This is a genomic window from Citrobacter sp. CK191 (genome assembly GCF_030333435.1).
Taxonomy (GTDB): Bacteria; Pseudomonadota; Gammaproteobacteria; order Enterobacterales; family Enterobacteriaceae; genus Citrobacter_B; species Citrobacter_B koseri.
This window is the reverse complement of the sequence record NZ_JAOWFX010000030.1, coordinates 340373-354937: the sequence shown is the minus strand read 5'-3', so window position 1 is coordinate 354937 and position 14565 is coordinate 340373. Positions and strand designations below refer to the sequence as shown.

The window sequence follows — 14565 nt, the reverse complement described above, 5'->3', positions numbered from 1 at the left end:
ACAATCAGCAGACTGAATTACAGAACGTCAATCGCGTTCAGTTCTTTGAAAGCCTGTTCCAGACGCGCGATCATGGAAGTCTGGCCGGCACGCAGCCATACGCGCGGATCGTAGTATTTCTTGTTCGGCTGATCTTCGCCTTTCGGGTTGCCCAGCTGACCCTGAAGATACGCTTCGTTATCTTTGTAATACTTCAGAACACCTTCCCAGGTCGCCCATTGGGTATCGGTATCGATGTTCATTTTGATTACGCCGTAGCTTACGGAGTCTTTGATTTCCTGAGCAGTAGAACCGGAACCACCGTGGAATACGAAGTTCAGGCTGTTGTGCGGCAGGTTGTGTTTCTTAGAAACATATTCCTGAGAGTCGCGCAGGATGGTCGGGGTCAGAACCACGTTACCCGGTTTGTAAACACCGTGTACGTTACCGAAGGAAGCCGCGATGGTGAAACGCGGGCTGATTTTGCTCAGCTCAGTGTACGCGTAATCAACGTCTTCCGGCTGGGTGTACAGTGCAGAAGCGTCCATGTGGCTGTTGTCCACGCCGTCTTCTTCACCACCGGTGCAACCCAGTTCGATTTCCAGAGTCATGCCCATTTTGGCCATGCGCGCCAGGTATTTGGAGCAGATTTCGATGTTCTCTTCCAGAGACTCTTCAGACAGGTCGATCATGTGAGAAGAGAACAGCGGCTTACCGGTCGCAGCGAAATGTTTTTCACCCGCGTCCAGCAGACCGTCGATCCACGGCAGCAGTTTCTTCGCGCAGTGGTCGGTGTGCAGAATTACCGGAACACCGTAGTGTTCAGCCATCTGGTGAACGTGATGCGCGCCAGAGATAGCGCCCAGGATTGCCGAGCCCTGAGGAACGTCGGTTTTCACGCCTTTACCCGCGATAAAGGAAGCGCCACCGTTGGAGAACTGGACGATGACCGGCGCTTTAACTTTCGCAGCGGTTTCCAGAACGGCGTTGATGGAATCGGTGCCCACGCAGTTAACTGCTGGTAGAGCAAAGTTGTTTTCTTTTGCTACCTGGAACACTTTCTGTACGTCATCACCAGTAATTACGCCTGGTTTTACGAAATCAAAAATTTTAGACATGTTTCGTTGTCCTGTATCGTCGGGCCTTAGAAAAAACACGAGCCGCCCTGAATGTCAGCACGGCAATAAATCAACGGGCAGGAATCCCTGCCCGTAACGATTACTTCTTAGCGCGCTCTTCGAGCATTGCTACTGCTGGCAGCACTTTGCCTTCCACGAATTCGAGGAATGCGCCACCGCCAGTGGAGATGTAGGAGATTTTGTCAGCAATGCCGAACAGGTCGATTGCCGCCAGAGTGTCGCCGCCGCCTGCGATAGAGAACGCTTCGCTGTCTGCGATCGCGTTGGCAACAATTTCGGTGCCTTTACGGAAGTTCGGGAATTCGAACACGCCAACCGGGCCGTTCCACAGAATGGTTTTCGCATTCTTCAGGATGTCAGCCAGTTTCTCAGCGGAAGTATCGCCCAGGTCCAGAATCTGCTCGTCGTCTTTGATGTCGTTAACAGATTTCAGGGTCGCGGTAGCGGTTTCGGAGAACTCGGTTGCTACGCGTACGTCAGTTGGAACCGGGATATCGCAGGTGGTCAGCAGGCGTTTCGCTTCGTCAACCAGGTCAGCTTCGTACAGGGATTTGCCCACATTGTGGCCCTGAGCGGCAACGAAGGTGTTTGCGATGCCGCCGCCAACAATCAGCTGGTCAGCGATTTTGGACAGGGAGTCCAGAACGGTCAGTTTGGTAGACACTTTAGAACCGCCAACGATAGCCACCATCGGGCGAGCCGGTTCTTTCAGCGCTTTACCCAGCGCATCCAGTTCTGCCGCCAGCAGCGGACCTGCGCAAGCGACGTCGGCGAATTTACCGATACCGTGGGTAGAAGCCTGAGCGCGGTGCGCAGTACCGAAAGCGTCCATCACGAATACGTCGCACAGCGCAGCGTATTTCTTAGACAGGGCTTCGTCGTCTTTCTTCTCGCCTTTGTTAAAGCGAACGTTTTCCAGAACCACCAGTTCACCAGCAGCCACTTCAACGCCGTCCAGGTAATCTTTTACCAGGCGAACCGGATTGGACAGTTTGTCTTTCAGGTAGTTAACAACCGGCAGCAGAGAGAATTCTTCGTTGTACTCGCCTTCGGTAGGACGACCCAGGTGGGAAGTAACCATCACTTTCGCACCCTGTTTCAGGGCCAGTTCGATGGTCGGCAGGGAAGCGCGAATACGCGCGTCGCTGGTTACTTTCCCTTCTTTAACTGGAACGTTCAGATCCGCACGGATAAAAACACGTTTACCAGCAAGATCCAGATCGGTCATCTTAATTACAGACATGGTGAATCCTCTCATTGATTCATAAAGTTTTGCAGACGTCATGCGCTTCATCCTTTTGAAGGATTTTGCGCATGGAATGTCCTACTTGAAACCAACTGCGGCCATCGCTAACGTCGTGTCGAGCATTCGGTTAGCAAAGCCCCATTCATTATCGCACCAGACCAATGTCTTGATCAGGTGGGCGCCACTGACCCGGGTCTGGGTGCCATCAACGATGGCGCTATGCGGGTCGTGGTTGAAATCTATCGAGACCAACGGCAATTCCGTATAGTCAACTATACCATGAAATGCCCCATGTGCTGCTTTTTGCAGCAACTGGTTGACTTCATTGGCTTTTACCGGCTTTTTCACCGTCACGCTTAAGTCGATCGCCGTCACATTTATGGTCGGTACGCGTACCGCAATCGCCTCAAAACGGTCGTTGAACTGCGGGAAAATTCGCGTAATGCCCGCCGCCAGTTTGGTATCAACCGGAATAATCGACTGGCTGGCGGCGCGGGTGCGTCGCAGATCGGAATGGTACGCGTCGATCACCTGCTGATCGTGCATAGCGGAGTGGATCGTCGTGACGGTTCCCGACTCAATGCCGTATGCATCATCTAACAATTTAATGACGGGGATGATGCAATTCGTGGTACAGGACGCATTCGATACGATGCGGTGTTCCGCACGCAATTGCTCCTGGTTCACGCCAAACACGACGGTGGCGTCAAGATCGTGGCTGCCGGGATGTGAAAAGAGCACTTTTTTCGCGCCAGCGGCAAGATGTGCCTCGCCGTGTTCACGATTACCGTACACGCCCGTGCAATCCAGCACGACATCAATACTCAGTTCGCGCCAGGGGAGCGCATCCAGCGTTCGCTCGTGCAAAATACGAATCGTGTCGTCGCCGACGATGAGCTGCTCGCGCTCCTGGCGAACATCCCATGCAAAACGTCCATGGCTGGTGTCATATTTCAACAAATGCGCCATGCCCGCAGCATCCGCAAGTTCGTTGATTGCCACCACGCTGATTTCCGCCCGGCGTCCTGATTCATACAAAGCACGAACCACGTTACGCCCGATGCGACCAAAGCCATTAATCGCTACGCGTACGGTCATAGGTCTCCTGCAAGGCTATCCCGATTCAGATGAGGCTGACAGAGTAATCCAGCAAATCGTCGAGGAAAACCTTACCTGTCGCAAACTGCGACTGATTGATTATTTGTCGAACATTTAATCGACTGAAACGCTTCAGCTAGAATAAGCGAAACGAGGAATAAAAGGAATGATTGTCCAGTCAAAGAAGCCAGTTATCTGACCTGCATCACACTTTCGCCCCCTTCAGCGCCCGATTTATTCCATATTCCAGAATGGCGAATAAGCGTAGCAATATCTTTTCGTTGCCGCATCACAAATCCTGATTTATATCAGGAAGTACGTGAGCCAGCGTCTATATTATCAGCGCTACGTCCGAGTCTCGGAGTCCCCAAACCATGACAATGCCGCCAGTTCCCTCATCTGCCGCACGCTTTTATGCGCTGCGCCTGCTTCCCGGCCAGGAAGTTTTTTCACAACTACACGCGTTCGTCCAACAGCACCAACTGCGCGCCGCGTGGATAGCCGGGTGTACCGGCAGCCTGACTGACGTCGCGCTGCGATTCGCCGGGCAAGAGGAAACCACCCTGCTCACCGGAACGTATGAGGTCATCTCCCTGAACGGCACGCTGGAACTCACTGGCGAACACCTTCATCTCTCTGTTTCCGACCCAAAAGGCGCAATGCTGGGCGGCCATATGATGGCAGGCTGTACCGTTCGCACCACGCTTGAGCTGGTCATCGGAGAGCTTAACGCGCTGGCGTTTAGCCGCCAGCCCTGCGCTGTTTCCGGTTATGAAGAACTGGTTATCTCACCCCGTTAACGTTTCACTCAGTAAGAGGTTTTCTATGGCGCGTCGCCAGTTTTCCAGCCAGTCCCTGGCTTTGATCGTGATTGCTATCGCCATCAATATGATCGGCGGACAGCTCATCAGCATGTTGAAGTTACCGGTTTTCCTCGACTCCATCGGGACGTTGATCAGCGCCGTCCTGCTCGGCCCGATTGTCGGCATGTTAACCGGGTTGCTCACCAACGTACTCTGGGGATTATTAACCGATCCCATCGCCGCCGCCTTTGCGCCGGTCGCGATGGTGATTGGTCTGGTCGCCGGTTGGCTGGCGCGTGCCGGATGGTTTCGCACCCTGCCAAAAGTGGTGGCCAGCGGCGTGGTGATTACGCTGGCGGTCACAGTTGTCGCCGTGCCGCTGCGAACCACGCTGTTTGGCGGTGTGACCGGAAGCGGCGCCGACCTGTTTGTCGCCTGGATGCACTCTGTCGGTCAGAACCTGGTGGAGTCCGTTGCGATTACCGTCCTGGGGGCGAATCTGGTCGATAAAATCCTGACCGCGATTATCGTCTGGGTGCTGTTGCGCCAGTTGCCATTACGCACCACGCGCCATTTCCCAACGATGTCGCCCGTGCGCTAATGCACCCTTTTACCTCGTTAACGCTCTGGGCGCTGGCCGCCTGCACCACGCTGCTGCTTCCTGCCGGCATGGCGCTCACGCTGTACAGCGCGGCGACGTTTCTCTGTTTACTGGGGATAAGCGCCACGCGCCCGCGGGCGAAATATGTCGCGTGGCTGATGTTTTCTCTGGGGTTCGGCCTATGGCTGGTACACGGAGGCTGGCTGACCGAGTGGATCAGCGGCCAGCCGCGCGATCCGCAACGCTGGCAACACGCCGTCACGCTCTGGCTACGGATTCTGGCGATAGTCTCCACCTCACAGTTGTGGATGCAGTACGTGCCGGTTCGCCAGTTTATTCGCGCCCTGTTCGCCTCACGCCTGCCGCCGGGCATCGCCTACCTGTTTGCCGGCCCACTACTGGTTGTCGAACAGCTAAAACGCCAGCTGTCGATCATTCATGAAGCCCAGCGCGCCCGCGGCGTGCCGCTGGACGAACGTTGGTATCAGCGACTTCGCGCCATGCCTGCGCTTATCGTTCCGTTAACGCACAATGCGCTCAACGATCTGGCGGTTCGCGGCGCGGCATTGGATATGCGGGCGTTTCGTTTACATCGCCGTCGCACCACATTGTGGGCGCCGGAGGACAGCGCCCGGCAACGGGTCGCACGCTACAGCATGATACTGGCGATGCTGGTCGAAACCGGAGTGTGGATATGGTTACGCTAGAGCAGTTCCGTTATCACCCGACACATGCGACGCGCGCCCCGCTGTGCTTCGATTTTCATTACGACACGCCCGGTATCGTGGCGATTTTTGGCAATAACGGCAGCGGAAAAAGTACGCTGGCGCAGTTAATGGCGGGCTGGTTTCCCGATTTTCTTCCCGGCGCGATCGACGGCAAAGGCGAACTGTTATGCACGCCCATAGGGCAGCGCTCCCTGGCGGAACACGCGCAAACCATCCAGCTTGTCCAGCAGTCGCCCTGGCTGCAACTTTCCGGCTGTACCTTCAGCGTAGAGGAAGAGATCGCGTTCGGCCCGGAAAACCTTGCGCTCAGAGAAGCGGAGATCCTGCGTCGCGTTGATGCCGCGCTCTCGCTGACGGAATGCCAGCCATTGCGCCATCGCCACCCGGGTACGCTTTCCGGCGGGGAAACTCAGCGCGTGGTGATTGCCAGCGCACTCGCTATGCAGCCGAAACTGTTGATTCTTGATGAAGCGTTCAGCCGTTTAACGGCTCAGGCCACGGCGCTGCTGCTGGCGCGTTTACAGGACTGGGCGCATACGCAACAGGCGTTAATCATTCTTTTTGAGCGTGACCCCGCCCCCTTTCTCGCCTATTGCGATCGCACATGGCAGTTGCACAACGAAGGATTATCTTTACGATGCTGACGCTAGAACAGGTGACTTTTCGCTGGCCGGGCGCCGCTACTCCCTGCCTTCACGATATCTCACTGACGCTGAACGCAGGGGAATGGCTGGCGCTGACCGGTGATAACGGCGCGGGGAAATCGACGCTTCTGCGCATCATGGCTGGCTTACTCACTCCGTCATCCGGCGACGTGCTGCTTCAGGGAACGCCGATTGCGCAACGCAAAAACCGCGAACGCGCGCAGATTCTCGGCGTGCTGTTTCAGGAAGCGGAAAACCAGCTTTTTCACAGTAATGTCGCCGAAGAGGTCGCTTTTGGCTTGCGGCTACAAAAGTTGCCGCCGACCGAAATTGCGCAACGCACCGCTACGGCGCTGAAATTATGCGCTCTGGAAGAGGTCGCGGATATGCATCCGTTAGATCTTCATACGGCGCAACGCCGTATGGTCGCTGTTGCCAGTCTTGACGTCATGAGACCAGCAATTCTGATGCTTGATGAACCCAGCCGGGATTTTGACGCCCACTGGCTGGCAATCTTTGAAAACTGGCTCGCGGTTTGCCGACAACGGGGAACCAGCGTGGTGGCGATCAGTCATGACGCCGCCTTTACGCAGCGCCATTTTTCCAGGGTGGTTCGTCTGCATAACGGGGCCATTACTGGGGCTCGTCAGGCAACGCCTGCGCAAGACGATACTCACCCTTTGCCGTCATCTCTAACGTAAGACTCGCAGGTAAGCTGTTTTCCAGCACCCGACAAACGTTAGGCCCGTCGGTACGGTCAAAAAATATCTGCGCCTGCTCTTCGCTCAGCCCTCCTGCCTGTTTACGTGCGATTAAACGGCCGCGCAGCACATCGGCAGGCGCGCGGATAAACAGTGAATAATCGCAATACTGCCGTAGCTCGCGCCAGGACGGCGCGTTATACAACAGCCAGTTTCCTTCAATAATAACGACAGGCGCCGTCACCTGAATGGCATTTTCGACAGGGTCATGCAGTTGGCGATCATATTGAGGCCAGGTTGCATTTTGCTCATGGAGCTGACGTAAATTACTCGCCAGTTTTTCAACGTTAAAGGTTTCAGGCGCACCTTTAGCGGCGCGTAGTTCATGCTCATCCAGCCAGCGATTATAATGATGGAAGCCATCCATCGGCAGCGTCTGGATCGTCGGTAATTCTGGATCGTTACGCGACAGATATTCCCAGAAGGTGGTGAGCGTTGACTTTCCTGTTCCTGGCGGGGCGCTCAGAAAAATAACGGTGCGGCGCTCAGGTGTTTTCGCGTTTAATGTTGCCAGATGCCGTAACAGCGGTTTATGGACATTTTCTACTTCATCGTCATCATACCAGGCGTCAGTCATCAGCCCATTAATCTGGAGCGATATTTTCACGGTGTTAATTCCCTTAATATCGTCGTTACCGCTAAAGCCAGCCCGGTTTTGATCATGGTGACAAAACGTATTTCTGAATAGATGGCGAAATCTGCAAACTTCATTGATTTCAACGAATTGTAGAGTGTGGCATTCGTCGTTATGCTATTGACGTTACTCATAAAATCCCAGGTGATATCATCAGAAAAACGGGGGATTTCACGCTGTTCACGTAAATACTGATAAAACTGAGAGAAGTGAATCACATCGGCATACAGCCATTTATCCATTTTTCCCAACGCATAAATCAAACGTATTGCCACATCAATGTCATCAAGCGGGCCGCTTTGAGCCAGTAACGGCTTCACTGCATATTCGACGATTTCTTCATCGTTATTGACGAATAATGACGGCAGAAAATTTTTGATGGCCTGCAACAGGATGTCATTTGCGGTTGCCATAAACGAAAGTAAATTATCCTGAGCGTCCAGTTGCTCAAGTACATCATCTTCTGTCAACGTCGTCATGCGTTTCTCGATAAATCACCAGCAATGCAGAGAGTCTATTATATTACACGTTCGATCGATGCCGCCGATCAGTAATGTTTGCGTACTGACGCCATTTTCCGTTTTCTGCACGCCATGTAACAGATCGCCTCCCGTTACGCCCGTTGCTGAAAACAGAATATCCTGGCTTCCCACAAGTTCATCCAGCGTATAAACCCGGTTCACCGCGACACCCATTTGCTTACAGCGGCGTAACTCATCGTTCGCGATCAATCGGTGTTCCGCCGTTTCACCTTTCGCCTGACAAAAGTCAATCAACTCAGCCTGCATATCACCATCAAGCGCCTTCACGGCACAGGCTGATATCACCCCTTCCGGCGCGCCGCCAATAGCGTACATCACATCGAACGGATGATGCTGCTGGCAGGTTAATACACTGGCGGCGACATCGCCGTCCGGCAAAGCAAACACCTTAACGCCAAGCCGCGCGGCCTGCTGAATAACCGCCTGATGGCGCGGTTTATCCAGCGTCGCCATACGCAACGACGTGAGCGGCTTATTCAGCGCAGCGGCAATATTACGCAGGTTCTCTTCCAGTGATAACGCGAGGTTAATCGCCCCTTTCGCCTGACGGTTAACCACCAGTTTGCGCATATACATGTCAGGCGCATGCAGCAGGCTCCCCTGCGGCGCCAGCGCCATCACGGACAACGCATTATTCTGCCCCATCGCCACCATGCGCGTTCCCTCAATCGGGTCGACGGCGATATCCACGCTCGGCCCTGTCCCGGTTCCGACCTCCTCACCGATATACAACATCGGCGCATGGTCGATTTCGCCTTCGCCGATAACAATTTTGCCCCGCATGGCGACTTCATTTAATGACTGACGCATGGCTGTCACCGCCAGTCCATCGATTTTGTTTTTATCGCCGCATCCGGTTTGCGGCCAGGCAGCAAGCGCTGCCTGTTCCGTAATCCGAAAAAGCGGCCACGCCAGAGACATCATGCCGCCGCCTCCCCAATATCTACGCCAAACTGCGCCAGCAAATATCTCTCCGCGTTTTCATTCCAGATGCCGTGCGTCTCTTCAACCAGACGCGCCAGCGCTTTGAATAACGGGTCGGTTTTTCCTTTTTCGGCAAAATCGGCGATAGCGGTCAGCGGCATAGTCACACCGTTATAAATGAGTTTTTTCCCGCCCGGAATATTGGGCAGGTTAAGCACCGTTTCCGGGACGGCATCCAGCCCGCCAATGTGCGTTACCATAAATGAAGGCTGTAGTTGCCCTGTGGCGCTCAACGCAATGGCCTCTTTCATGTCATCGGTCGAACCGCCGGATGTTCCCACAACATGGGTACTGTTGTAATGCACGTTGTAGAAGTTAAACGGAACCTTAAAATCTTTATCCGTTGGGCCCGCGAAAAAGTTCAGACAACCGTCTTCAGCCAGCAGTGTATCGGCCATTTCCACCACCGCCGGGACGGCGGCGTAAACGAAAACGTCATCGAAACCCGCATCTTCCGTTAGCGCACGCAGTTTTGCCGTCGGGTTTTCCATGCCGCAGGTATTCACATAAACAAGCTCAATCCCCTTCGCCGCCGCCAGCTCGACCGGCAGCAGTTTTTTCGCTTGTGACAGACGGGCTTCATCAATATCGACCACCACCACTCGCGAAGGCTGGATACCACCGTTGATGGCATAATCAATGGCGCCGATCCCCATCGGCCCGGCACACGCCAGAAGCGCAATATTACCGCCAGGTTTCACCCCCATACGGTGCTCATAAACATAAGGCGTCGTGTGGTAGTTCGCATTGTATGCGCCGATAATACAGCACATGGGTTCTGCCAGTGACGCCGCCGCGAAATAAGAGCCGTGATACGGTAAAACACAGCCGAGGTTAATCGCCAGCTCAGGAATAATCATATACGTCGCATTGCCGCCAAAATATTCATAGCTATATCCCGCTGAATATCCGCTGGGCAACCCCATCGCCGGTTGCAACACAAAACGTTGTCCCTTTTTATATTTATCGGTCAGGTTTTTCCCCACTTCAACAATAATACCTGCACACTCATGACCAGTAATAACCGGGTGATTCTCTAAGTCATCAGGCACACGTTTATGCTCGCTACCTAACGTGGCGGCTTTCCATGTCGATAAACACACGCTGTCTGATATTACACTCACTAACAGTTCATTATCTGTAATTTCAGGCAATTCAAACTCGCGGATGCGAACATCCTGCTTACCATAAATAGCAGCTACTTTGGTCTTCATAGTTACTCCGAAAAATTGATGATGCTAATCCGCGATGAGTTTTTTAAATAATTCATCCAGCAGTGGGTCACCGATGTAATTTTTAATTAACACCGTGGGTTTATTACTCACACGCTTAACGCGGCCCTCAAGGCTGGCATGCGTCACGATAATATCGGCGTCATCAGGAACATTTTCGATAGCATGATGAGCCACCGCAATCACCAGACCGGCTTTCTCCAGACGCTTACGGAATGTCGTTGCCCCCATCGCGCTGGAACCCATTCCGGCATCGCAGACAAAAGCGATACGTTTAATATTCTTATAAGAAAATGCGCCTTCCTGTTTCATTGCCTTCACGGCTTTCGCAGACTCTGCGAAATTGTCTTCTTCATTCTCCGTTTCAACGCTCTTTTCCATTTTCAGGATGATCGAAGTCACGATGAAGGTCACCAGCGTTCCCGCCGTTACACCCGCGATCGTAGCCAGGAAAGATCCTTTCGGCGTCAGCGCAAGGTACGCGAAAATCGAACCTGGACTTGGGCCTGCAACCAGTCCACCGCCTAACAGATTAAACACCCAGGTTCCCGTCATCCCGCCAGCGATCATCGCAATCAGCGTTAACGGTTTCATCAGTACATACGGGAAGTACAGCTCGTGAATCCCCCCCAGGAAGTGGATGATCATCGCTCCCGGCGCGGATTTTTTGCTCATACCACGGCCAAAGAAGGTAAAGCCCAGCAGTAGCCCTAATCCCGGGCCAGGGTTAGAGGCCACCATGAAGAAAATCGATTTCCCCGTCTCCGACGCCTGTTGCATCCCCAACGGGTAATAGACGCCCTGATCAATCGCGTTATTCAGAAAGAGAATTTTCGCAGGTTCGTTAATAAGCGACAGCAGCGGCAGATAACCGGCATGCACCAGCGATTCAATACACTCTTTCACAAAATTATTCGCGATAAGCACTGCCGGGCCAATCACCTCAAACCCCAGCAGGCACAGGAGCATCCCGGCAATCCCCAGAGAGAAGTTATTAATCACCATCTCAAAGCCAGCAGGAATACGCTTGTCCAGCAGTCGGTCGATATGTTTAATCACCAGCCCACCAAGTGGCCCCATGATCATTGAGCCGAGGAACATAGGAATATCCGCGCCGATAATGACGCCAATCGTACCAATTCCCCCCATCACCGCGCCTCGTTTCCCACCCACCAGATGGCCGCCAGTAGAACCGATCATAACTGGCAGCAAATAGGTGATCATAGGGCCAACTATTTTGGCGAAATGTTCATTCGGTAGCCAACCGGTTGGAATAAATAAGGCAGTAATAAACCCCCAGGCAATAAATGCGCCGATATTGGGAATGACCATTGCAGTCAAAAAGCCCCCAAAAGCCTGGACCTTTGCACGAGCAGACTTGTGTTCCATAATAATATCCTGTAGAGGAGAAATTAATTATGCGCGAGCAATAATATCCGCTAGCTGTTTTTCAGATGTCGCTGTTAACAACTCAGTAAGAATTTCATCTTCACATAATAATTCACTTAACGCCTGAATAGCGCCAATGTGAGAGTCCGCATCTGCGGCGGATAAACCGATTAATAGTTTGATCGGATCATCTTCTGTAAACTTCACTTCTTGCCGGAGGAGTGTTAACGACATCCCCGTTTTTAAAGCACCACATTCAGGACGCGCATGCGGCATTGCGACGCCTGGCGCCAGAATATAATAAGGTCCATTGGTTAATGTGGACTCTTTAATGGCCTGAATATACCGTGAGTTAACATAGTCATGAGAAAGCAGAGAGGACATGGAAAAATCAATTGCTTCGCGCCAGTCAGTCGCTGAATTTTTTATTGCTATTGACGATTCAGGGAAATAATCAATCAGCCGCATAAATTATCCTTATTTATATAGGGTACTGCTTATCGTTAAAAACAAAATACTCGCGCGGCAAAGCGAAATCAATCGAGGGGAAAAATGCGAAGAAGGAGAAAGTGTTTTTTTAGAACTCAATAAAAACAGACAGTTAAAAACATAAAAATAAAAAGCAACTGTATTTATGTGCTATTCATCACAATTACATCAAATCACTAAATATCAAATATGTGAATTAGATCATACATAGCTACTTGTCTGAACGAAATTAGTTATAATCTCTTTATAAAAAACGGGCCGCCTGAGCGACCCGTTCGGAGTTGTATCGTGATTACAGCAGTTCTTTTGCTTTCGCGACAACGTTATCAACGGTAAAGCCGAACTCTTCGAACAGCAGCTCAGCAGGCGCAGACTCACCGAAGGTGGTCATGCCGACGATAGCGCCATTCAGGCCCACGTATTTGAACCAGTAGTCAGCGATACCCGCTTCCACTGCCACGCGAGCGGAAACCGCTTTCGGCAGTACGGCTTCACGGTAAGCGGCATCCTGCTTGTCGAACGCGTCGGTAGACGGCATGGAGACCACGCGCGCTTTCACGCCTTCGGCAGACAGTTTGTCCCATGCGGCAACGGCCAGCTCAACTTCAGAACCAGTTGCGATGAAGATCAGTTCCGGCTGACCGGCGCAATCTTTCAGCACATAACCACCGCGCGCGATGTTCGCCAGCTGCTCTTCGGTACGTTCCTGCTGCGCCAGATTCTGACGGGAGAGGATCAGCGCGGTCGGGCCGTCCTGACGCTCAACGCCGTATTTCCACGCCACTGCGGATTCAACCTGGTCACACGGACGCCAGGTGCTCATGTTCGGCGTTACGCGCAGAGAAGCCACCTGCTCTACCGGCTGGTGAGTCGGGCCATCTTCGCCCAGACCGATGGAGTCGTGGGTGTAGACCATCACCTGGCGCTGTTTCATCAGCGCAGCCATACGCACCGCGTTACGGGCATATTCCACGAACATCAGGAAGGTAGAGGTGTACGGCAGGAAACCACCGTGCAGGGAGATGCCATTAGCGATGGCGGTCATACCGAACTCGCGCACGCCGTAATGGATGTAGTTACCCGCAGCATCTTCGTTGATGGCTTTAGAACCCGACCACAGAGTCAGGTTACTTGGCGCCAGGTCAGCGGAACCGCCGAGGAACTCAGGCAGCAGCGGCCCAAACGCTTCAATCGCATTCTGAGACGCTTTACGGCTGGCAATTTTCGCCGGGTTAGCCTGCAACTTAGCGATAAATTCATTCGCTTTCGCGTCGAAGTCAGACGGCATTTCGCCTTTCATACGACGGGTAAATTCAGCGGCTTCCTGCGGGAAGGCTTTTGCATAGGCGGCGAATTTCTCATTCCAGGCCGCTTCTTTTGCCTGACCGGCTTCTTTCGCATCCCACTGCGCGTAGATTTCAGACGGGATTTCGAACGGCGCGTATTTCCAGCCCAGCTGTTCGCGGGTCAGTGCGATTTCAGCATCGCCCAGCGGCGCGCCGTGAGAGTCGTGCGTACCCGCTTTGTTCGGGGAACCGAAACCGATGATGGTTTTGCACATCAGCAGGGACGGTTTGTCAGTAACAGCGCGCGCTTCTTCAACCGCGCGTTTAATCGCTTCAGCATCGTGACCGTCGATACCGCGCACAACGTGCCAGCCGTAGGCTTCGAAACGTTTAGCGGTGTCATCAGTGAACCAGCCTTCAACGTGGCCATCGATAGAGATACCGTTGTCATCGTAGAACGCGATCAGTTTGCCCAGCTTCAGCGTTCCTGCCAGAGAGCAGACTTCATGGGAGATACCTTCCATCATGCAGCCATCGCCCATGAAGGCATAGGTGAAGTGATCCACGATATCGTGGCCTGGACGGTTGAACTGCGCCGCCAGTGTTTTTTCCGCAATCGCCATACCGACCGCGTTCGCAATCCCCTGACCCAGCGGGCCGGTGGTGGTTTCAACACCTGCGGTGTAACCCACTTCCGGGTGGCCCGGCGTTTTGGAGTGCAGCTGACGGAAGTTTTGCAGCTCAGACATCGGCAGGTCATAGCCGGTGAGGTGCAGCAGGCTGTAGATCAGCATGGAGCCGTGGCCGTTAGACAGCACGAAGCGGTCACGGTCAGCCCAGGAAGGGTTCTGCGGGTTGTGGTTCAGGAAATCACGCCACAGGACTTCGGCAATGTCAGCCATACCCATAGGGGCACCCGGGTGACCGGATTTGGCTTTCTGTACTGCGTCCATGCTCAGCGCACGAATAGCATTGGCAAGCTCTTTACGTGAGGACATTTTGACTCCAGA

15 protein-coding genes are annotated in these 14565 nt (G+C 53.3%); 5 read left to right on the top strand and 10 right to left on the bottom strand.

Features of this window, described 5'->3' with window-relative positions; genetic code table 11:
- Positions 1-17 precede the first annotated feature (17 nt).
- From fbaA to epd, 3 genes are all read right to left on the bottom strand, one after another.
- Positions 18-1097 (bottom strand): class II fructose-bisphosphate aldolase, encoded by a 1080-nt coding sequence (fbaA, locus tag OGV82_RS11215; RefSeq protein WP_012135034.1) that lies wholly within the window; start codon positions 1095-1097, stop codon positions 18-20.
- A 100-nt stretch (positions 1098-1197) separates the two neighbouring features.
- Positions 1198-2361 (bottom strand): phosphoglycerate kinase, encoded by a 1164-nt coding sequence (gene pgk, locus OGV82_RS11210; protein ID WP_024130932.1) that lies wholly within the window; start codon positions 2359-2361, stop codon positions 1198-1200.
- Positions 2362-2442: 81 nt separating this feature from the next.
- Positions 2443-3462 carry an erythrose-4-phosphate dehydrogenase gene (gene epd / locus OGV82_RS11205; RefSeq protein WP_012135037.1) on the bottom strand — a complete coding sequence of 340 codons (1020 nt, stop codon included), beginning with the start codon at positions 3460-3462 and terminating at the stop codon, positions 2443-2445.
- 374 nt (positions 3463-3836) lie between these two features.
- Between epd and OGV82_RS11200 the strand changes: the two genes are divergently transcribed.
- From OGV82_RS11200 to OGV82_RS11180, 5 genes are read left to right on the top strand one after another with little or no spacing between them, the layout of a single operon-like run.
- Positions 3837-4262: a PPC domain-containing DNA-binding protein gene (locus OGV82_RS11200; RefSeq protein WP_012135038.1), complete on the top strand. Its 426-nt coding sequence runs from the start codon at positions 3837-3839 to the stop codon at positions 4260-4262.
- Positions 4263-4287: 25 nt separating this feature from the next.
- Positions 4288-4866 (top strand): ECF transporter S component, encoded by a 579-nt coding sequence (locus tag OGV82_RS11195; protein WP_012135039.1) that lies wholly within the window; start codon positions 4288-4290, stop codon positions 4864-4866.
- Positions 4866-5573, top strand: coding sequence for an energy-coupling factor transporter transmembrane component T (locus tag OGV82_RS11190; RefSeq protein ID WP_012135040.1), 708 nt, complete (start codon positions 4866-4868; stop codon positions 5571-5573). The genes OGV82_RS11195 and OGV82_RS11190 overlap by 1 nt, the downstream gene beginning before the upstream one ends.
- Complete coding sequence (locus OGV82_RS11185) at positions 5561-6238, top strand: energy-coupling factor ABC transporter ATP-binding protein (protein WP_012135041.1); 678 nt, start codon at positions 5561-5563, stop codon at positions 6236-6238. Before OGV82_RS11190 ends, OGV82_RS11185 begins: the two co-directional genes overlap by 13 nt.
- The gene (locus tag OGV82_RS11180; protein WP_047461378.1) at positions 6232-6939 is read left to right on the top strand and encodes an ABC transporter ATP-binding protein; all 708 of its coding nucleotides are present in this window, start codon (positions 6232-6234) and stop codon (positions 6937-6939) included. Before OGV82_RS11185 ends, OGV82_RS11180 begins: the two co-directional genes overlap by 7 nt.
- On the opposite strand, the gene OGV82_RS11175 is transcribed toward OGV82_RS11180, so the two are convergent.
- From OGV82_RS11175 to tkt, 7 genes are all read right to left on the bottom strand, one after another.
- Entirely contained in the window at positions 6872-7606 is a 735-nt protein-coding gene (locus OGV82_RS11175; RefSeq protein WP_047461376.1) for a nucleoside/nucleotide kinase family protein, read from the bottom strand. The genes OGV82_RS11180 and OGV82_RS11175 overlap by 68 nt on opposite strands.
- Entirely contained in the window at positions 7603-8112 is a 510-nt protein-coding gene (locus OGV82_RS11170) for an MltR family transcriptional regulator (protein WP_047461374.1), read from the bottom strand. Before OGV82_RS11170 ends, OGV82_RS11175 begins: the two co-directional genes overlap by 4 nt.
- Positions 8113-8127: 15 nt before the next feature.
- The gene (gene glpX / locus OGV82_RS11165; protein ID WP_047461372.1) at positions 8128-9099 is read right to left on the bottom strand and encodes a class II fructose-bisphosphatase; all 972 of its coding nucleotides are present in this window, start codon (positions 9097-9099) and stop codon (positions 8128-8130) included.
- Entirely contained in the window at positions 9096-10373 is a 1278-nt protein-coding gene (locus OGV82_RS11160) for a zinc-binding dehydrogenase (RefSeq protein WP_012135046.1), read from the bottom strand. Before OGV82_RS11160 ends, glpX begins: the two co-directional genes overlap by 4 nt.
- 24 nt (positions 10374-10397) lie before the next feature.
- Positions 10398-11780: a PTS mannitol transporter subunit IIBC gene (locus OGV82_RS11155; protein ID WP_101744087.1), complete on the bottom strand. Its 1383-nt coding sequence runs from the start codon at positions 11778-11780 to the stop codon at positions 10398-10400.
- A gap of 27 nt (positions 11781-11807) precedes the next feature.
- The gene (cmtB, locus tag OGV82_RS11150; protein WP_047461368.1) at positions 11808-12248 is read right to left on the bottom strand and encodes a PTS mannitol transporter subunit IIA; all 441 of its coding nucleotides are present in this window, start codon (positions 12246-12248) and stop codon (positions 11808-11810) included.
- A gap of 313 nt (positions 12249-12561) precedes the next feature.
- Complete coding sequence (gene tkt, locus OGV82_RS11145; RefSeq protein ID WP_024130933.1) at positions 12562-14553, bottom strand: transketolase; 1992 nt, start codon at positions 14551-14553, stop codon at positions 12562-12564.
- Positions 14554-14565: the final 12 nt, after the last annotated feature.